This window comes from Thermogemmatispora carboxidivorans (genome assembly GCF_000702505.1).
Taxonomy (GTDB): Bacteria; Chloroflexota; Ktedonobacteria; order Ktedonobacterales; family Ktedonobacteraceae; genus Thermogemmatispora; species Thermogemmatispora carboxidivorans.
Window position 1 is genome coordinate 3,016,614 of the sequence record NZ_JNIM01000001.1, and the last position, 19,187, is coordinate 3,035,800.

General features: G+C 61.9%; 19 protein-coding genes. 4 read left to right on the plus strand and 15 right to left on the minus strand.

Translation table 11 applies throughout. The annotated features are described in order from the left end of the window. Positions 1–4: 4 nt before the first annotated feature. Positions 5–1,420, minus strand: a complete 1,416-nt coding sequence (locus tag N688_RS11835) for an ABC transporter ATP-binding protein (RefSeq protein ID WP_202901905.1) — start codon at positions 1,418–1,420, stop codon at positions 5–7. An 85-nt stretch (positions 1,421–1,505) separates the two neighbouring features. Next, complete coding sequence (locus N688_RS11840; protein ID WP_081838774.1) at positions 1,506–3,296, minus strand: ABC transporter permease; 1,791 nt, start codon at positions 3,294–3,296, stop codon at positions 1,506–1,508. A 970-nt stretch (positions 3,297–4,266) separates the two neighbouring features. On the opposite strand from N688_RS11840, the gene N688_RS11845 reads away from it, so the two are divergent. After that, positions 4,267–5,427 (plus strand): MFS transporter, encoded by a 1,161-nt coding sequence (locus N688_RS11845; protein ID WP_202901906.1) that lies wholly within the window; start codon positions 4,267–4,269, stop codon positions 5,425–5,427. A 225-nt stretch (positions 5,428–5,652) separates the two neighbouring features. On the opposite strand, the gene N688_RS11850 is transcribed toward N688_RS11845, so the two are convergent. After that, positions 5,653–6,405 (minus strand): MIP/aquaporin family protein, encoded by a 753-nt coding sequence (locus N688_RS11850; RefSeq protein WP_081838775.1) that lies wholly within the window; start codon positions 6,403–6,405, stop codon positions 5,653–5,655. After that, complete coding sequence (locus N688_RS11855) at positions 6,402–6,839, minus strand: arsenate reductase ArsC (RefSeq protein ID WP_052889478.1); 438 nt, start codon at positions 6,837–6,839, stop codon at positions 6,402–6,404. Before N688_RS11855 ends, N688_RS11850 begins: the two co-directional genes overlap by 4 nt. A 349-nt stretch (positions 6,840–7,188) precedes the next feature. Here N688_RS11855 and pstS point away from each other — a divergent pair, with 349 nt between their 5' ends. The 3 genes from pstS to pstA all read left to right on the plus strand — a co-directional run bounded on the left by pstS (position 7,189) and on the right by pstA (position 10,374). Next, positions 7,189–8,313: a phosphate ABC transporter substrate-binding protein PstS gene (gene pstS / locus N688_RS11860; protein WP_052889479.1), complete on the plus strand. Its 1,125-nt coding sequence runs from the start codon at positions 7,189–7,191 to the stop codon at positions 8,311–8,313. A 148-nt stretch (positions 8,314–8,461) separates the two neighbouring features. Next, positions 8,462–9,457: a phosphate ABC transporter permease subunit PstC gene (pstC, locus tag N688_RS11865; protein ID WP_081839201.1), complete on the plus strand. Its 996-nt coding sequence runs from the start codon at positions 8,462–8,464 to the stop codon at positions 9,455–9,457. A 125-nt stretch (positions 9,458–9,582) separates the two neighbouring features. Then, the gene (gene pstA, locus N688_RS11870) at positions 9,583–10,374 is read left to right on the plus strand and encodes a phosphate ABC transporter permease PstA (RefSeq protein WP_052889480.1); all 792 of its coding nucleotides are present in this window, start codon (positions 9,583–9,585) and stop codon (positions 10,372–10,374) included. A 269-nt stretch (positions 10,375–10,643) separates the two neighbouring features. Here pstA and N688_RS23175 read toward each other — a convergent pair whose 3' ends face one another. The 11 genes from N688_RS23175 to N688_RS11925 all read right to left on the minus strand — a co-directional run bounded on the left by N688_RS23175 (position 10,644) and on the right by N688_RS11925 (position 19,114). Then, positions 10,644–10,847 carry a helix-turn-helix domain-containing protein gene (locus tag N688_RS23175; RefSeq protein ID WP_162179550.1) on the minus strand — a complete coding sequence of 68 codons (204 nt, stop codon included), beginning with the start codon at positions 10,845–10,847 and terminating at the stop codon, positions 10,644–10,646. Positions 10,848–11,189: 342 nt separating this feature from the next. Next, positions 11,190–11,732 carry a hypothetical protein gene (locus N688_RS11880; protein WP_052889482.1) on the minus strand — a complete coding sequence of 181 codons (543 nt, stop codon included), beginning with the start codon at positions 11,730–11,732 and terminating at the stop codon, positions 11,190–11,192. Between the two features lie 108 nt (positions 11,733–11,840). Then, positions 11,841–12,278 carry a hypothetical protein gene (locus N688_RS22820; protein ID WP_156025393.1) on the minus strand — a complete coding sequence of 146 codons (438 nt, stop codon included), beginning with the start codon at positions 12,276–12,278 and terminating at the stop codon, positions 11,841–11,843. Between the two features lie 111 nt (positions 12,279–12,389). Next, positions 12,390–12,830 (minus strand): hypothetical protein, encoded by a 441-nt coding sequence (locus N688_RS11890; protein WP_052889484.1) that lies wholly within the window; start codon positions 12,828–12,830, stop codon positions 12,390–12,392. 88 nt (positions 12,831–12,918) lie between these two features. Further along, on the minus strand, positions 12,919–13,641 hold the full coding sequence (locus tag N688_RS11895) for a DUF6908 domain-containing protein (RefSeq protein ID WP_052889485.1): 723 nt from the start codon (positions 13,639–13,641) through the stop codon (positions 12,919–12,921). A gap of 3 nt (positions 13,642–13,644) precedes the next feature. After that, a complete protein-coding gene (locus tag N688_RS11900; protein ID WP_052889486.1) occupies positions 13,645–14,304 on the minus strand; it encodes a hypothetical protein in 660 nt (219 codons plus the stop codon). Positions 14,305–14,667: 363 nt separating this feature from the next. After that, complete coding sequence (locus N688_RS11905) at positions 14,668–15,006, minus strand: ArsR/SmtB family transcription factor (protein WP_052889487.1); 339 nt, start codon at positions 15,004–15,006, stop codon at positions 14,668–14,670. Between the two features lie 362 nt (positions 15,007–15,368). Beyond that, positions 15,369–15,758 carry a hypothetical protein gene (locus N688_RS11910; RefSeq protein ID WP_052889488.1) on the minus strand — a complete coding sequence of 130 codons (390 nt, stop codon included), beginning with the start codon at positions 15,756–15,758 and terminating at the stop codon, positions 15,369–15,371. 203 nt (positions 15,759–15,961) lie between these two features. After that, the gene (locus tag N688_RS11915; RefSeq protein WP_052889489.1) at positions 15,962–16,282 is read right to left on the minus strand and encodes a hypothetical protein; all 321 of its coding nucleotides are present in this window, start codon (positions 16,280–16,282) and stop codon (positions 15,962–15,964) included. Between the two features lie 42 nt (positions 16,283–16,324). Continuing rightward, entirely contained in the window at positions 16,325–17,590 is a 1,266-nt protein-coding gene (gene dnaN / locus N688_RS11920) for a DNA polymerase III subunit beta (RefSeq protein WP_052889490.1), read from the minus strand. A gap of 99 nt (positions 17,591–17,689) precedes the next feature. Beyond that, positions 17,690–19,114 (minus strand): hypothetical protein, encoded by a 1,425-nt coding sequence (locus tag N688_RS11925; protein ID WP_052889491.1) that lies wholly within the window; start codon positions 19,112–19,114, stop codon positions 17,690–17,692. Positions 19,115–19,187 lie beyond the last annotated feature (73 nt).

Below are 19,187 nucleotides of genomic sequence, written 5' to 3' on the forward strand. Positions count from 1 at the left end.
CGGCCTATGACGAGGTCGTCTGAGAGCCTGCAGCGGCTGACTTGCCCTGTTCTTCCTCCGCCTCGCGCACGAAAACCCCTTCCTCTTCCAGATAGGTGAAGATCTCAGCGTAGCGCCCCCATTCGACAATGGTCTGCAGCTGGGCCTCGGCCTCCTCCTCGCTGAAGTGCTCGCGCAGTCGCTCCAGATAGCGCTCCTCCTCGACCCGCCCATCGGGAGCCGTCGCCAGGTCCTCGGCGATGCGGCGCAGCAGGGCGACACGCGCCAGGGCCTGCTGGCGGAAGAGGCGCTTTTCTTCCTGCACATCGGCCTCAGCCAGTTGCTGCCCAACGGCAGTCAGCACCAGCTTGCCCTCCTCCGGGCGTGCCAGCTGCAGCAAGTCCGCTGCATCAACCAGCGGCAACAACTCGTCTAGCTCCAGCTGCAATGCTCGCCCCAGCTCTGACAGCTCTGCTCGTCCTCCTTTGGCCTGCACCAGCTCCAGCAGGCCGATGATGTCTGCCGGTGCCACATGCGGCAACAGTTGGTAGGGGCGGGCGGATCGCGGCTTGCCGCGGCGCAGCAGCGCTGGCTCTCTGGCCTCCAACAGGGCGCTCCCATCCTCGTCCGGGCTGGTCATCAGTCGATAGAGCAGCTCCACGAGATGGGCATAGGCCGGCTGGTGGGGCTGCCGCTGCTCACGTGGTAGCCCCCGAACCTCGGCGCGGATGTGGCCCGGGTCAGCCCCCAGGATCAACAGGCGATCGGCCATACTGACCGCCTCATCGATGTTGTGGGTGACCAGCAGCATCGCGCGCGTAGGGATCTGGCCCTCGGTCCAGAGCCGCAACAGCTCGCGTCGCAGATTGGCGGCGGTCAGCACGTCCAGGGCGCTGAATGGCTCATCCAGCAAGAGCAGTTCGGGTTCGACAGCCAGCGCTCTGGCAAAGCCCACGCGCTGGCGCATGCCGCCCGACAGCTCCTTGGGGTAGGCCTCCTCAAAACCATCCAGCCCGATCATGTCGATGACCGCCAGGGCACGTTTGAGACGCTGCAAACGTGGCAGGCCCAGCGCCTGCAGGCCCAGCTCGACATTCTGGAGGACGGTCAGCCAGGGGAAGAGGGCAAAATTCTGGAAGACCATCGCACATGAGGGCGTCGGACCGAGCAGCCGCTGACCGTGTACCAGGACCTCTCCCTGAGTTGGGCGGATGAGACCGGCCAGAATGCGTAACAGCGTCGATTTGCCGGAGCCGGACGGGCCAAGCAAGGCCACTAGTTCGCCGGCATGGATCTGCAGCGAAACATCTTCTAACACCACAGGGGGACGACTCCCGCGCGCCTCTCCCCCACGCGCCTGGTAGAGATGGGTAATGTGGCGCGCTTCTAGCAGCAGCGCGCCATTCATCCGTCCTGTCTGCTGCTGTCCCATGAGTTCCATGAACTGCCTCCTTTCTTTCGTGTGCTCATCTGCAAGCCGAGCGGAGAAGCACCTGCCTGTTTCGGGTGCAGAGCCGCTCCTTGTCTCAGGCAAGCCGATAGCGCTGCTCGGCCAGACGGTAGAGGCGCTTCCAGATCAGGCGATTGAGCAGGACCACCGCCGCTGCCATCAAGAGAGTGCCCGCCAGCAACACAGAGTAATTACCAGCAGCGGCAGCCGCGGCAATTTCGGCCCCCAGGCCGAATGTCTGGAACGTTTCCCCGTGGAACTGTACCAGCTCTGACACGATGCTGGCGTTCCAGGCGCCGCCGCTGGCTGTGATCAGTCCCGTGACCAGAAAGGGAAAAATGGCCGGCAGGATGAGCGTGCGCCAGCGGCGCCAGCCCTTCACCTCGAAGAGGGCTGCGGCCTCCAGTAGATCACGAGGGATAGCCATCGCGCCCGCGATGACGTTGAAGAGCACGTACCACTGCGTTCCAAGCAGCATCAGCAGGATGGCGGCCAGGGAGAGGCTGCCCGGTAGAGCCAGCAGCACGGCTAGCAGGGCCGGAAAAAGGGCAGTGGCCGGAATGGAGGCCACAATCTGGACCAGGGCTTGCAGGCGGCGCGACCAGCGCGGCGAGAGGCCGATGGCGACTCCTACAGGCACTGTCCAGAGCACTCCGATGGCCAGGGCCGCAAGCGTACGCAGCCAGGTGGCGCCTGTTGCCAGGAGCAACCGCCCCCAGGTGGCAGCGGGCACCTGCAGCAGCAACTGCCCGCCCTGCCAGAGCACCCAGCCCACCAGCAACCCCAGCAAGGTGAGCACCAGGCCCGTCATCCCACGCCTGACCCCCACCCGCATCCTGCGCTTCCATCCGGCTGTGGTGGTGGCTGGGATCTCCTGCATAGTCGGCAACGGCTGCAGCCGGTTGAGCACCATCGTGAACGCCTCCCAGAGCGGGCGCCCTAGCCGACGTCGCAGCCAGCGCAACACGGATGAGGCCCGTAGCAGCTCCAGCACAACCGAGCGCGGGGGGGCTACCTCGGCCTGCTCTTCCAGCTTGAAGCGCTCAGCCCAGGCTACGAGTGGGCGCCAGAGGCATACATCAAGCGCCACAATCAGGCCGATGAGGGTCAGCAGGCCGAGCGCCAGCGCTCCCAGATCGCCGCGATCAGCAGCGAGCTGCAAGTAGGAGCCAAGACCGGGCAAGCGGAACGATTGCGCTCCCAACGTGAACTGCTCAGCGGCCATCAGGAAGAACCAGCCGCCAGCCCAGCTCATCAGGCTGTTCCAGACCAGTCCGATCAAGGAGGCGGGCAGCTCCAGTGTAAGAAAGCGCTGCCAGGGGCGCAGGCGCAGTAGCCGACAAACCTCCGTGAGATCGCGAGGGAGCGTTAATACTGAATGATAAAAGCTAAAAGTCATGTTCCAGACCTGGCTGGTGAAGATGAGCAAGATGCTGGCCAGTTCCAGCCCCAGGTTGCTATGGGGGAAGGCCGCCACCAGAGCCAGTACGGCTGCTGGCAGAAAGGAGAGGATCGGAATGCTCTGCAGTACATCGAGGAGAGGAATGAGCACGCGCTCAGCCTGACGGTGAGTGGCAGCCACGTGGCCATAGAGCAGGGTGAAGAGTAATGCCAGCCCATAGGCTAGCAGCATCCGCAGCAGGGAATAGCCGGCGTAGAGCGGCAGCGCCAGCGGTGAGAGCGAGAGCGTCACCACTGGCGTCAAGGGAGCACTCCAGCGAGCAGCAGCCAGCACCAGCAGAGCGCACACGATGAGCAGAAAGCTGCCGCCCCCGATGACATCGAACAGCCAGGACCAGCGGCGGCGTCCAGGCTGACGGCGCATTGGTTGCTGCAGCAGCGGTTGTGTCGAGAGGATGCGAGCCATCACGTCTCTCCTGGGTGGGTAAGAATAGGACCCCAGGGAGGAAGGCTCAACCAGAGCTGGACCCGGCGCCATGAGCACAGTTGTGGCGGAGCGACAGCTCGGCACGCCGTCACTGCAGGACAGGCTGCCGTGGGGGCTAGAGGGCACGGGATGAGGCAGAGTCCAAGATTCTCTCCTCTAGCCCAAACAGGAACTGGCGCGCACGAGATTGCCATTAGGCCTCCTACAAAGGCCCAAACCAACGCGCCAGCGCGCCGGGAGCAGCCGCATTAATTACGGGTGGGCACAAGCAGGCTCGTTGGATGCCTCATCCTCGGAAAGGAGGACTGGGCAGCGTCCCCTCTACTCGCAGACGACTCTGGACCGTGAGGGAAAGTGACTACCTGGCTGACCCACCCCGATGGACAGGGTTGAGACAAGGGTGGCGAAGGCAGGGAAGGGGGCGAAGGGGCGGAAGCGAGGAATGAGGAGTGATGAGGGGCAGCCACTGCATATCATGGAAGATCGGGTTCACGTGCCGATCACCTTCGGGTTGCCCTCACCTCCCTCGTCCGGCCCTCCCATGTCCAGCTCACCAGCACCACCTTGCTCATGGTCAGGGAACGTTGCGGCGGCTCTGAGCAACGACTAGCCGGGTCCATAGGTTTGATGATCCTCCCTGGGTCTCAATTGCACTGCCGCCCACACCTTCGACGTCGCCCCGGCTGAGGTCTTGACTTCGTCCAGGGCCACTCAGTGTTGTGGTCGGTCAGCACCTGTCAGTGAGATCAGTCGTCATCTCAGTAGAGGATTGTATACCTGCCACTGATGAACCGTCAAGAGCAAGAGATGAACAGCTGCTCGCTCGCTGAGCGAACCCGCGTCATGGGCAGATTCTGCCGGATGATGCCCGGTAGCTAGATTTTCATAGTAGTATTATGATACCGTTTCAGGCAATACCGATGAAGAGCAAAGTGGGAGGAGTATCATCATGTCTCAAGCAGGAGACCAGGAGAACAACGAAGCACATCCGACAGAAGAGGGGAAAGAGCTGGCGCGGGATCGCTGGCTGACTCCTGGCGTGTGGGGAATCGGCCTGGCCAGCTTCCTGGCAGACCTGGGGCATGAAGTGCCGACAGCTCTGTTTGCCAGCCTGATCGTGGGCCTGCTGGGAGGATCGGCAGCGATCCTTGGTCTGCTAGAGGGACTGGCCGATGGCCTGGCAGGGGTGGCCCGTCTCGGAGGCGGCTTGCTTGCGGATGAGCCTGGAAGACGTCGCCGCATTGCGGTTGGAGGCTATGCCTCAACGGCGATCTGTGCCGCCCTCATTGGAGCTGCGTGGGCAGTCTGGCAAGTCGCGCTGCTCCGCATAGGGGCCTGGGTGGCGCGCGGCCTGCGTGTGCCCGCTCGGAATGCGCTCCTGGCTGATCTGGTCCCAGAGAACAGGTATGGGCGCGCCTATGGCTTCGAGCGGATGATGGATAATCTGGGCGCCATTGGCGGGCCGTTGCTGGCCCTGGGATTGGTGGCGATTGTCGGCATTCGTCCTGCAATCCTCTTATCTGTGATTCCTGGCCTGCTTGCCGCGCTCTCTATCCTGTTTGCTCTCCGCTTCCTCCCGCCGGTCACACGCTTCGAACGAGTGCCGTTCTCCCTCAACATCCGCCCCCTCCTGGAGAAGCGCCTCCGTCTCAGACAGGTGCTGCTGGGGGTTGGCCTCTTTGAGGCGAGCAACGTCGCGGCCCCGCTCCTGATCTTGCAGGCGACGCAGCTCCTGACGCCAGGTCTCGGGCTGCAAGCGGCCACACAGGTCGGGCTCGTCTTGTACCTGGGATACAATGTCACCGCCTCCCTGGCATCGCTGCCTGCCGGGCGCCTGAGTGATCGCTGGGGGCCGTTGGCGGTCCTGATGGCGGGCACCGCCTGCTTTGCCCTGGCTTTTCTGTGCTTTGCCGGCAGCCAGGCCAGCGTCTGGCTCCTGGTGCCGGCCTTTCTCCTGGCAGGTCTGGCCATCGGTGGAGTCGAGACCAGCGAGCATGCGGCAATCGCTACGCTCGCTCCTCCGGAGCGGCGTGGCTCGGCCTTTGGCCTCCTGGCTGCTATTCAGAGCTTTGGTAATATTCTGGCCTCTAGTTGCGCAGGACTCCTCTGAAGCATCTTTTCACCATTCGTAGCGTTCACCTACCTGGCGATGCTCTCTGCCCTGGCCACGCTCGCACTGTTGTGGTCTGCGCGCCTCTTCACCCAGGCCGAGGCCTTGCCTGGCGCTGGGGAGCGCCAGACACAAGGGCCACAGCGCCCATAAGGGGGCCTCTGCCGGCACTGCGCTCTTCAGCGAGCCTGGCCCATGTCTTGACTCGCTCGGACACCTGCTCTGCTACTCCTGGGTACCAGGGAATGACGAAGGTATCCACCTGGCGTGGCAGTCTTCGGGGGAGTGGAAGGAAGATCTTGGGCGGGAAGGAGCGCGAAGCCATTGGTAGAGGCCAGCACCGAGACAGGCACCCAGCAGAGGGCCAAGCCAATAGACCCAGTGATCTTGCCAGGCGCCAGTCAGCAGTGCTGGACCGAACGAGCGCGCAGGATTCATCGAGGCGCCGCTGATCGGCCCGCCCCAGAGTGCATCCAAGGCTACAGCAGCCCCGATCGCCAGCGCTGCGGTCTGACCGACAGCCCGGGTATCAGTGGCAACAGCCATGATAACGAACATGAGGACTGCCGAGAGCAGCACTTCCATGCCCAGAGCCTGCCAGGGACTCCCATGGGGAACGGTGGCACCGAGCTGGGCAGCGGTTCCTACGAGCAGACGTAAGATCGCGGCGCCACCACTGGCTCCCACGAGCTGGGCGCCGACATAGCAGGGAACCTCACGCCAGGGGAAATGCCGCGTGAGAGCGAAGGCCACCGTCACCGCAGGATTAAAGTGAGCTCCAGAGAGGTGTCCACAGGCAGCGATCAGGACAAAGATGACCAGGCCGAAGGCGAGGGCCACTCCCAGATGGGTGAGAGCTCGCGTCTGAGCCTCAACCACGATTGAGCCGCATCCTGCCATCACCACGATCGCCGTCCCCAGCAGCTCGGCTCCTGCACGACGCAGTAGTCCTGGTCGCTGTTTCTTCGACTCGCTCATACAGTAGCTGCTCCCCCCAGGTGTTCTTGGGCCAGCCACTCGCGAATGCGCTGCTCCAGGCCATCACGCACAGCCCGGAAGGCCGCGAGCTGCTCCTCCTCACTGCCCGTAACTGCCGCTGGATCGGGAAAGCCCCAATGCAGTCGCTGCGCCTTGCCAGGGAAAATCGGGCACTGCTCTGCTGCCTGGTCACACACGGTGATCACCACATCAAACGATTGTCCGCGGAACTCATCGACAGACTTGGCTCGCTGGGCACTGATATCGATCCCACGTTCGGCCATGACGCGCTGCGCCAGAGGGTGGACCCGAGAAGGGGCAATCCCAGCACTGGCAACCTCGAGCTGATCCCCTGCCAGAGTCCGTAGCAGTCCCTCGGCCATCTGAGACCGGGCGGAATTCGCTGTGCAGAGAACAAGTACACGCTTACCCATCGTCGCTCCTGACTTCCTTTCGGTTTGGGGGCCTGATGCTCCCAGATTCCTACAAATGAGATTGAGGCAATTTCCTTTGTAGAGTATAGGCCCTGCGCAAGGGAAAAACAAGGGATAGGTAACAAGGAGGGAGTTCGCACCGTTATTTAACATCCTCTTAACAAGAGAGGCGTGCTCAGGTGATCATCTGTTCCAGAAGACTTTACCAATCCTTTGGGCAGAGTTAACTCCTACTCCTTACAGTTGAGATGAGGCCAGGCGGGGCAAGCTCATCGCCCTGCCCGGCAGGACGGCGTGTCGGTTTCGTTGTGGCCAGAGAGACGACGCGATCAAAGGAGGAGTATCAGTCATGGAAGGTAGCATAGGCCGCGCCTTTCGTCTAAAACACAGAAAAATCCTATGGCTATTTGCTCTCTTGCTGCTCTCACTAGTCCTGGAAGCATGCGGCAGTCCTTCGGCAGGGAACCAGAGTTCAGGCACCTGTCCCTCTGTCAGCATGCTGACGGGAGCAGGGTCAACCTTTGACTTTCCTCTCTTCTCAAAGATGTTTACCGAATATGCGAAAATCGGCTGTCATGTGCAGGTCAACTATCAATCGGTCGGTAGCGGTGCTGGGAAAACCCAGTTTCTGCAACAGACTGTCGACTTCGGAGCTTCTGACGGCCCAATGACAGACGAGGAAATGGCCAAAAGCCAGAATGGTCCCATTCTGCATATCCCTGTCACGATTGGGGCGGAGGCCATTTCCTATAACCTGGCCAGTGTGCCTGAGGCACAACATGTTCGCTTTACTGGTCCCTTGCTGGCAGATATCTATCTAGGGAAGATCACCTACTGGGATGATCCGGCGCTCAAGCAGCTCAATCCGGATCTCTCTTTGCCTCATCAGGCGATTACGGTGGTCCATCGCTCTGACGGAAGTGGGACGACCGCGATTTTCACAAAGTATCTTGCGACAGTCAGCGAAGCCTGGGCTAACCAGGTGGGAGCGGGTTCAACTGTCAATTGGCCGGTGGGCGTAGGGGGCAAAGGGAATGAAGGAGTTGCAGCAGCGGTGCGCACGACCGCGGGAGCCATTGGCTATAATGAGCTGGCCTATGTCCTGAAGAACAATATGCAGTATGGCATGGTCCAGAACCGCGATGGGGTCTTCACGCTGCCCTCGCTTGAGACGGCCAAAGCTGATGCTGCCAATGCGACGAATATCCCTGCAGATCTTCGCTTCTACATTGTGAATGAGCCAGGGAAAGACTCCTATCCGATTACTGGCTACTCCTGGGCCCTGGTCTATCAAAATCAGCGTGATCCCGCCCGGGGAGAGGCACTAGCCAATCTGCTCTGGTGGATGGTCCACGATGGTCAGCGCTATGCGCCTGATCTGGCATATGTGCCGCTGCCAGACGCGATCGTGCAGCGGGACGAGGCTCAGATCAGAAAGATGCGCTGTGGTGATCAGGGCTGCTATCACGGCTAACAAGATCAATCCTGGTGGAGAGGCAGAGGGTGCCCTTTCTCATGCTGCCTCTGGGCGTTTCCTTCCCCTCCTCACCCACGGCGGCAGGAACTGGCGCTTGCTGCCTCTCTGCTCTCTGCAAGTTTATCAGAGCTGTTTGGAGAAAGCGATGCTCCTTCACTCTTCCCGCACAGGCAGCAAATGGCAAGAGCTGCAGAGCCGCCTTCGCAAGGCGTATCGTCTGGGGCGCAGGTACCCAGGGGACAGTTTCTTCCGGGGAATAGTGCTCCTGGCTGGGCTGGCTGTCCTGGTCATTGTCGGAGGTCTGATCCTGGTGCTGGTCAGCAACTCCTGGCCGACGATTAGCACCTTTGGCTGGCGCTTTCTGGTAAATGAGGCCTTCGACCCCATTCATCAGAGCTATGGGGTGCGCCCTGCCATCTTCGGCACGGTGGTGACATCGACCCTGGCTCTGGCGCTGGCTCTCCCGCTAGGGATCGGCGCGGCCATCTATCTGGCCGAATTCTGCCCCCGCCAGCTGCAAGTGGTGTTGACTTTTCTGGTGGATAGCCTGGCTGCCATCCCAAGCGTGGTTTTGGGTCTCTGGGGCTTCCTCACCTTTGCCCCGTGGCTGCAGCAAAATGGGGAGCCGTGGCTGCAGCAGCATCTGGGATGGCTCCCCTTCTTCCAGGGCTCCCCTCATGGCCTGGGACTGCTGGCGGCAATCTGCATCTTGATGGTCATGATTCTGCCCATTCTGATTTCTCTCGGGCGGGAAGTGTTGGAGACAGTCCCGCGAGAACAACGAGAGGCGCTGCTGGCGCTGGGTGCTACAGACTGGGAAGTCATTCGCCATGCCGTGCTGCCCGCGGCGCGCTCTGGCCTGGCCGGCGCTGCCATGCTGGCGCTGGGGCGCGCACTCGGCGAGACGATTGCCGTGACACTTGTCATTGGGAATCAGGCGGCTCCCCCCAGCCTCAGCCTTTTTCAGACAGGCTATACCTTGCCCAGCATCATCGCGAACCAGTTCGGAGAGGCGACTCCCGGCCTGTTTCTCTCCGCTGTTCTTGAAGCAGGCTGCCTGCTTCTGCTGATCACGTTGCTGACCAATATCCTGGCTCGGCTCCTGATTACTCGGCTGACCCGGGGCATTCCCAGGACGTGAGGAGTGTGATGATCAAGATGAAAGGCAGGAACACAAGCAAGAGCATGCGCATGCCCTTTCTCCAAAGGGATTCAGGGCGTGCTCTGATACGACGAGGATTCTCAGTCCTGTTTCGTTGCCTGTGCATGATCGTTGCTATTTCAATCACAGTTTTTATACTCTATCTCATCTTATATGTGGTTCATGAAGGATTGCCTTTCTTAAACCTGGATTTCTTTACCCAGCCACCCACAGCGCTGGGGGACCCAGGGGGTGGAGTGGTAACGGCGGTTATCGGCTCCTTGCTCATTGTCGGCACTGCGACCCTGATAGGAGCTCCGCTCGGACTACTGACCGGGATCTACCTGGCGGAGTTTGGCAACGGGAGCCTGGCTATGGTGATTCGTTTCCTGGTGGATTCGCTCGCAGGTTTGCCGACGATTATTGTCGGTCTCTTCGTTTGGGTCCTGGTTGTGGTCCCAGCTCACTCCTTCTCGGGGCTGGCCGGGGCACTGGCGCTAGCGATCATCATGATCCCCCTAATGACGCGGACGACCGAAGAAGTCATTCGGCTGGTCCCTACTGAGCTCCGTCACGCTTCAGCGGCGCTTGGAGCCACGCCGACGCAGACCATGCTACGGGTCATTCTCCCTGCTGCTCGGAATGGCCTCCTGACCGGCCTCTTTCTGGCAATTGCCCGGGTAGCAGGGGAGACTGCTCCTCTGCTGATGACCGCCATTGGCAGCCCATTTCTGAACACGAACCTGGCGCTGCCAATGGATGCCTTGCCGCTCCGCATCTTCACCTTTACCCTGAGTCCTTATGCGTATCAGATCCATCAAGCCTATGCTGGTTCGCTGGTGCTCCTGGGGCTGGTGATCCTGGCTTCGCTTCTGATTCGCTGGGTCCTGCGCCGGACCTTGCCAGGCCAGCTCTGAAGAGGCCGCTGGCTAAGGGTCTGCAAAGAGCTGGTCATCAACCAGCAGCCTCCTTCTGAAGAGAGACTCAGAAAGGGACTCTCTCTCGTGCACCTGCCTGGGCTTCCTCCTCCCTGCAAGCTCGCTGCCGGTGGGGCTGGGTAATCTCGCGAACTCCTCCATCGGTGAGCGTTTCGGCCTTTCCCTGCAAGGGCCGGATCTATGGCTTCGGCCAGGACAGGGCACCGCTCTGCCCTGCTGCTCTTCTCTTCTGACCAAGGAGAGGCCTATTACGACCATTCTCCTTGCAAGAGAGACCCCTTCTGTTGCAGCTCATGCCAGGCACGTTGCACGCGCCGCACGCTTTCATAGGAGACGCCGAACTGCGCTGCGACTTGGCGCAGGGAGACTCCTTGCTTGAGGAGGGCCAGCGCCTGGGGCCACTCGGAGAGAGGGATAAGGGGATGCCAGCGTCTGCTGGTAAGGTTCCCCACCTGATCAGTCCTCTCCTGTGACTGCTGCTTTCTCTTCTGATCGTGCCATGCCGGTTTCTGTCTTCCCAGGATCAGTTGCTTCCTGTCGTTGCTGGTCCGGTCCACCAGCGAACAGGTCGCCTCCCAAAAATAAAAAAAAGCCTCGACTCCTACAGCAGGAGAGGAGGAGAGGCGGCTGGACAGGGAAGCTGGCCTCCGTCGCCACACCACAGGTCGCCTCCCTGTCTCTGACCGCTTCGTCATCACGGTAGTTGGACTAGGCCACTGGGCTTTTCCTTCTCCCTGGACAGCCGTGCTCTGAGCAACTCGACTCGACCGCAATCGGTCCTGCTCTCCCCCACCCTATTCCTCCCGCAGCGCCTGCACCAGGCGAGACCAGTCGACTGCATGAGCATAGCTCTCAATGATGGATCGGGCCAATGTTCCCAGCGGGCTGGTCTGCAGCCGTAGCTCTGGCTGCTCAGCCCAGCGGCGAGCCAGGCTGTCCCACCAGAAGGAGAGGGAGAGCGATGGATCTGAGGGCAGCTCCTGCCTGGCAGAGCGGAGCGCCTCTACTGCTGTCGCCTCTAGGGGCGTCAAGGAGCAGTCAGCTCCCTCTCCCTGCAGGGCCGCTGCCACGCGACTCCAATCGATGCGCCGCGCGGGATCGGTCGCCCAGTGAGCTGCCAGGAGCACTACTCCGTGGGCCACAGGCTCGGCACCCAGAAAACGCTGGAGCTGGCTTTTCACCCACCGCTGGAGGCACTGAGCTGCCGCGGCGGCATCAGCGATCGAGTCGAGTTGCTGCCGGGTTTCCTCGTCAGAGGTGAGCACCGTCCAGCAGTCCCAGGTGGGGCTGTTAGGCCACCCCTGGTACGGTAGCCAGGGTGGTTCTTGTGAATGCATCGCTCACTCCTTCCTTTCTTCCCCTTCTCTCTTCCATCTTCCATTCACCAGCTCAGTATAGCACAGGAGCCCGCCAGATCCACTCCTGCTGGGACCCCGCCTGGGGGATCACTGACTCTCATGGCGGGCTGCCGCTTCCGCTATGCTTTCACAGGCAGGGTGGTTCCTTTCAGCAAACGATCCCCTTCGAGCAGGCAAGAGCAGGAAAAGCGCGCAATCAGGTTGCTGCCTCGCCAAGCCTGCCAGCCTCACCTCCCCACACCTCCTCTGGCCACAGGCGCCCCTGCTGACGGCGAAAGCTGTAAGGGAACGCTCCGCCTCCTCCAGACGGGCATCATCGTGACACCACAGGCGGCCAGTGGACAGTTCATAGCCGCCCTGCGCCTGGGGAACGAGGGGACGAGAGACGACGAAGAGGTCTCCCACCTGGATGCCCGCCTGCCGGGCCCGTTCCAGGAGGGAGAGACAGGCTGGCGGTGTGGGCAGGCGCAGGCGACGCCCTCCCAGCTGGCTGGAAAGCCCGTGCCATTGTTCCTCAATCGTCATAGCAGCTCCTTTCGATTCTTTCAGCAAACCATTCCCCCACAGCTGGCAGGCAGGGAGGGGAACAGATGACACCGGCAGAGAGCGGCGGAGCCTCTGCCGGGCACGGCACGCTCAGGAAGTCCCAGCATCCTGACCCGCCCCTCGGGAGCGGCTTGCGCTCGCGGGCCGCTGCTGAAGGCAGACTGTCATCGTGCCGACCTGGGCACGGAAGACCCCTTGCGTCTCTCCGCCCAAGAGACGGTGCAGCGCCCGCCCAAGTTGGAGGAAGACGGGATGGGCCAGAACGGCTTCGCCGCACAGGAGCCAGTGCTCGGGAAGCTGGCCGATCCTCTGGCGCTGGAGCAGCATGCTCCGCTTGCGAGGAACCTGCCGGAGACCGCTGTCAGCATGCACCTGCAAGCTCCAGGTGGTGTCGATGTCCGAGAGCGTCAGGCAGAGCCAACAAAAGTCAGGGCGTGTGCAGAGCCAGGAAGGATCGAGGAGAAACTGGAGCTGTGAGTCCCGCTCGACCTCCTTCCAGGAGGAAACGGCCAGGTGGATGGTGATGCGCAAAGTAAGTACCCTCCTTTTTTCTGGTGAATCAGCATTAGCAAAGCGGTCCTGAGAGCACAGGACTGGTGAGTCTCCCAGAGCGCGTTGGTCATCCCTCTTCCTTCCGTGCCGCGACCCGGAAGGAAACGCCCCACGAACGGAGGGCAGATGCCAGCCTGTCCATCTGGTTGCAGCAGAGAAGCTGGACATCAGCCCCTCCTTGTCGGAGGGCACTGCGTGGGGCGCTGATCAGCAGGTGGGCCTGGTCCTCCCGTAAGAGCGGCACCGTCTGGCACAACGCTGTTTCGAGCCAGTGCGCATCCGCATCGTCATCAGGTGACACCAGCACGGTCTGCAGTCGGGGCCGGGCCTCCGCGGCGGCTTGCTCCCAGCGCTGCCAGCGGAGTGCTCGTGCCCAGGCGCTCCACAGCTCGGAGGCATCTCGCACTGCCCGTTGATCCTGAGAGAGATCAGGCTGGAGGAACGGCGTTTCTCGGATGCCGAGCACTGTTTGCCTCATGCGGACGGGCAGCGGCGCTTCCCCAGCGGCCATGACGGCCAGTTCAAGCTCAGGGTCAGGAAAAGGCAGCCCTCGGCTGGTCCAGCCCACATGGGCCACCTGTAGCCGATAGCGCTCGCCGGGCAGGGGTGCTGGTAGAATCCACGCCGCGATGATCAGAGGCTCATAGGGCTCATGGGCCAGATCCAGGCGAAAGAAATGGGCCGGGGACGCGGGCACGGCATCCAGGAACGGGAGGAGTCCGGCAGCCTCCACAATGGCCCGAGTGCGCTGAACGAGTTGGACCAATGGAGAACGTTTCGGAGGTTCCATCGCTTACGCTTCCTGCTCTTCTTGTCTGGTTCCTCCAGAGCCGCCTGTATCCTGGGGTCCAACAGGCAGGCTCAAGGGAGGGAGCCGGAGCCACTCCGCTATGACGGCCTGGGCTGCAACAGACGCGGAACCAGCCAGTCCTGTGCGTTGGCAGGCCAACACACTTGCAGCTACCAGACAACTCCTCTGATACGCCTTCTGATAGCTTCTCAACGCTGCTGCTCGACCGTCTGTCCAGATCAGCGGGAGGGTGTCCGTCTGCGTGAGTAACTGCTCCACTTTGGGCTGGCAGTAGCGCACCCCTGGAAAGTAGAGGGTCCAGATAGGGAGGGGGTGCATCAGCAGCTCTTGCGCCAGCGTTGGGTCCAGAATGCCCGTTGATCCTCCGTCGGCTTCCACTTCCAACCAGCCATGCTGGCTGAGCGTGACGCTGAGCGAGCCCATCAGCGATCCAAGCCGGGGATGGTACTGGGCCTCCTGGACCAGGACGACGTACCATCCTTCCACATAGCGCAGGTCAGACCGCTGTGAGGACCGGAGCACCCGCAGAGCGTTCGCAAAGCAGGCTCCTGCGGGTGCTGCTTCCAGTAGGAGAGCTTCCAGCGATTCCACGAGGAGCAGATGTTGATGGGTCTGACAGGACCAGGATGATGAGTCGTGCATCGTTGTTCTCCTTCAGGTCTTCCAGGTATCCTCCCTGGGGCCTGATGGTCCCAGGGAACGTTCAAGAGCGCGCTCTGTCAGGAAGAGGCCCTCGGAAGCAGGAGAGAGGGGGGAGATAGTTCTCCTTCAGAGCCTGTCTCGTGCAGCAATCAGGCGGCAGAAGGGATACGGCACTGGTCTCCTGCGATCGCCTCTCTCTGCACATCAGTGGTCCTCCGACCAAGACGCTGGGCTATTCCTTCCATCGCCTCTTCCCTTTCGTCTCAGCGACGTTGACGCACCCAGGCTCTTGCCAGGCGAGCTCCGCTGGGAAGCCTGGGTAGGGTGGTGGGGCAGGGGGTGGTCGCACGAGACCCCAGGAGGTCAGGAGAGATCCGCAATGATCTTGCCAGCCCGTTCGAGCGCCTCGCGCTTCACGTAGTAGTAGGCCCACAGCCCCTGCTTGTGGCAGCCCACCAGCCCGGCCTCGCGGAGGAGGCGCAGATGATGAGAGATGGTCGATTGTTCCAGGGTGCAGGCGCGTGCCAGCTCCAAGACGCAGATCACCCCCCCGTGCTGGCGCAGCAGACTCAGCAGACGCAACCGCTGCGGGTCCGCCAGCGCCTTGAGCAGGCGAGCCTGCTCCTGGGCCTCCGCCTCGGACAGTGGTGGCATGAAAGGGGATAGGGCCTCATGATGCATTGGGCGTGTTGGTGCTTTCATAGGGATGGTCCTTTCTGGTTCAGGAGAGCGAGTCTCGTTGAGAATGCCGGGCCCGCGCGAGAGGAGTCGGACGGTGAGGCACCCCGTGCGAGCCGGGCTGGATGATCGTGCGTCTGACCGAATCAGCCCAGACGCTGGCATCGAGAGCACACGGTGTGCGCTTGGGGGAATGGCTCGGGCAGAGAGGGAGAGTCGCCTTCCTCCCCTGGATTCATCCAGGGGTTCCCGGCGGCCTGTTCGAGGATCACGATTTGGCCGCTGGCTGCTCTCTCAGCATGCTCTGGGGCCGGACAGCGCGCCTTGAGGATGAGCAAACGCTCGCGCCATCGCTCCCGGAGGACAGCAGTGCTCCGCTTTGCTCTTCAGCAACCGCGTCCGGGCTCGTGGCGAAGGCAGATTATCATCGGGCCTACCTGGGCATGGAAGACCCCACGCAGCTCTTCGCGGAGGAGCCGGTCGAGTTCCCTCCCGAGCCGGAGAAAGACGGGATGGCCCACCAGCTGCTGTTCGTCCAGGGTCCAGCTCCAGGCAGGCCGTCCGCTTTGCCGGTACTGGAGCAGATAGTCCTGCCGCAGATCGGGGCAGGCAGGAGGTACCTGCACGCTCCAGGAGGTCGTGTCTGGGAGAGTGAGCGTGAGCCAGCAAAAGTCCGGGCGTGTGATCAACCAGGGAAGATCGAAGAGAAAGGGAATGTTCGGGTCTTGCTGGGCCTCCTTCCAGGAGGGAATCACCAGCTCGATGGCGATGCGCATAGCCACCTCCTTCTTTCCTGGTCAGCAGCAGTAACATACAAAAGAAGATGACCCCAATGGGGACAAGCGCACAAGGAGAGGCTAGACCGGCCTGCTCCTGCGCTGGGAGGGAAGAGCAGCTGCGCAGAAGGCGCTCACGGTGTTCACTCTCAGGAGCAAGGCCAGCGCGGGTCCGTGAGCAGCGCTCCCTGCATGCAGGAGCGTCATTCCTCTGCTTCCTCGCTCTCCCCCTCGTCATCCTGCTGACTCTCCCAGGCCACTTCAGTCTGGTAGCAGCAGCAATCTTCGTCACAGAGCCGCGTGTGACAGGCGCCGCAGTACTGGGCGTGGAGGTCCTCACTGAAGCGAAGCACGACCCCGAGAGGGTTGCCTTCGTCATCCAGGAGCTCGCCAGCAGTGTCCCTGTCCTCCACCAGGTCCTGAATACCAGGGCCATACCGCTTGAGCGCACAGGAGACGCAGTAGAGGTCCGCATCCCCCACAATTGCTGCCACACCAGGCCACTTTGGCTGATTCTGCTCCATCCTTTGCTTCTCCTTTCTTTCTTGCTTGTTTGCCAGACGGCCTCAGAGTGAGGGGGACCTGCCCGGCTCTGCCCCGCCGTGGGTGGGAACAGAGCTGGTCCGAGGAGAGGAGGAGATCATGGGCATGATCAGGTAGGCGGCCTCGCAGGAATCGACAGGACGCAGCACGATCGGACGACTGGGCGTGATCCATTCGATGGCCACCTGCTTCACTTTGGAACAGGCCAGTGCCTCGAGCACCTCGAGGAGGTAGAGGATGTTACAGCAGATTTCGGTGGCCGCAGGGAACGCTAGCCCCTTCACCTCGATCCTGGCCTTGAGGGAACTGCTGGTCTCTCCGAGCTGGTCTGCGGTGGTGGTGATGACGACCTTCCCTGGCAGCCCTGATTCCCCCGACGATTCTGCCTCTTCTGCATCGAACGCTTCAAAGCGCAGCCGCACGATGAGCGCGCTCTCCTGCGCAACAACCGCTGCCGTTTTGAGCTGTGCCAGGAGGGGTTCGCGTTCAAGCACGACCCGGAACGGGTAGGGATCCTTGGGAAGGATGCCCTTATACGCCGGGTAGGTGTCAGGCAGGAGACGAGCAGCCAGGGCTATCTGCTCAGTCTGGAAAAGCACCCGGGAGGGGAGCATGCCCATCTCAATCGTTCCTGCATGCGGGAGCAGACGGGCAAGCTCCGCCAGCGCCGAGGCAGGAATCAGCAGCTCCTGGCCCGCTTCCGTCTCGTCAGCCTTGCCGACGCAGGGAAGCGCCGTACAGGCAAGCCGGAACGGATCAGCCGCCACGAGGGTCATGGTGGTCCCAAGCTGGCACAGGACCCCCTGTAACGCGGGTCTTGATGCATCTCGGGCTGCCGCGAAGATGATACGCTGGATGGCTTGGCGAAGCTGGGAGGCCTGAAGTCGCAGCGGGCTGGCAGGCATAGTCGGCAGACGGGGGAACTCGCTGGGATCGGACCCTTGCAAAGTCACACACATGCCGGTACTGGACGAAGCATCGGAGAAGATGGCCTTGTCATCAAGCAACCGGGCTTCCACTGTCAGGAAGCCAGAGGAGGGGAAAGATCTGAGCACTTCCCGCAACGGGCGGGCAGGGACCGCAATCTGGCCTTCCTCCTGCACCTGAGCGGCGGGCAGGTAGGCGCAGAGGCTCAGCTGGAAGCCGGTCGCCTCGACCGTCACCCTGCCACCGGCTTCCGCCGAGAGCAAGAGGTGGTCAGCCAGAGGCCAGGGGCCCCTCCTGTCGATGGCCCGCGAGGCCAGGGCGACAGAGCGTTTGAGGCTTTCAATACTGGTGACAAATTTCATGCGTTGCTCCTTTCGAACGGCTTTTGATAGTTCAAGCCTGATCTATCGAGAGAAACACGTCCCGTTTCCCCGGCAGCCAGGCTTGAGCAGACCAGCAGGCTAGGAAGCACTCATCCGCGGCGCACGCGGCGGCTCCTGCCACAGCGTTTCGGGGCAGTCAGCTCCAGGAGCAGCGGCTTCGGCGCGCTGTTGTCGGAATGCCAGCTCGTCCGTATACAGACCAGCGGATGGCAGCATGGCACGATCCAGCCCCAGTTCTGCGCGGGCCTGACGGACGGCGGCCTCAGGCACCAGGAGCAGATCAGGCACCTCCACTTCATGAGGGGCTCGTGGCTCCTCTTCCAGATCCAGCAACGTCTGCCGGGTGGTGATGGCGATCGATCGCAGCACCCGTTGAATCTCTGGGAGGCTCCGTTGTCGCTCCGCCGGACGGAGCTCGACGATCTCCTGGAGATGCTCCATGATCCGCTCTACCTCCTGATCGCCGTAGAAATTCAGGGAGCGAATTTGCGTCATCAGGTGCTTGAGCTGGACGACCGAACGAGGAGAGAACGAGGTGCCCCCACGCCGCTGCAAGGTGGCAAGCAGATCGGTCACCGCTTCATAGATGAGCGTGCGCAGGTGACCAACCACAGAGGCGAGAACATCCTCTAGCGCGTTTGCACGCGTCTCAGCCTGGGCGCGCAGGTCCTGCCTCATCACCGCTCGCTGGCGCGCGTACTCCTGCCCCTGAATGCTTGCTGCGATTGCTTCCCCCTGGCTGTCAGTCGCCGTGTCCTGACCGGGCATCGGTGTGCCAGCTCCCCCTAGCTGCGCGCTTCCCTCCGAGACCATGTACTCGAACGCGAAGGATTGCTCGATCCGCTGCAAGGAAGGAACTTGCTGCTGGATGCGACCGCAGTAGGCGCTGACAAAGGCTTCCTGGCTCGAGGGAAAGGAGAGGGGGACAGAGTCCGTGGCCTGGCCAGGGAGCGCTCCAGGGAGAGACAACCGCTGGTAGATCTCCCGAGCAATGGTCTCGTACTCGTCCATGACCTGGCGGAGCAGCACAGGGTAGAGACGGAGAATCTCGTCACGGAGGGCGAAGTACTCCTCTTGGAGTCGCGCTGCAGTCGTGCGCCAGCCCTCATAGGCAGTGACAGGGACAAAGGCTCCCAGCTCGGTCCAGAAGGCTCGTTCTCGTAAGGCATAGCGAGCACTACTCTCGATCCGACTCAGCGCCCTCATGTAGCGCTCGGGCAGCAACCGTTTCTCGCCCAGCACCAGCCAGGTTGCCAGTTTCTGGCGGATCTCCTCATCTGAGATGTGAATCCCCAGATCATCAAGCGTGAGGCGTGCAGTAAAGCGGCAGCGCCGGATACGCAAACGAACCAGGACGCCTTGTTGGAGCAGAGCCCGCCAATTGATGGCTTCGAACGAGTGTGCTCCTAGCAGCGTGGCCACCACCTGCCGTCGAGAACTGGAAGCAGCGGGCCCAGCCTGAGTCGGGTTCACGGGCGTGGAGTGAATCAGTACATGATCCATGAGTAGAACACCTCCTGATGTAAGATGCATGAGGGGAGTCGGAACGGAAGTGGAGGATGGAGCCTGGAGCAGA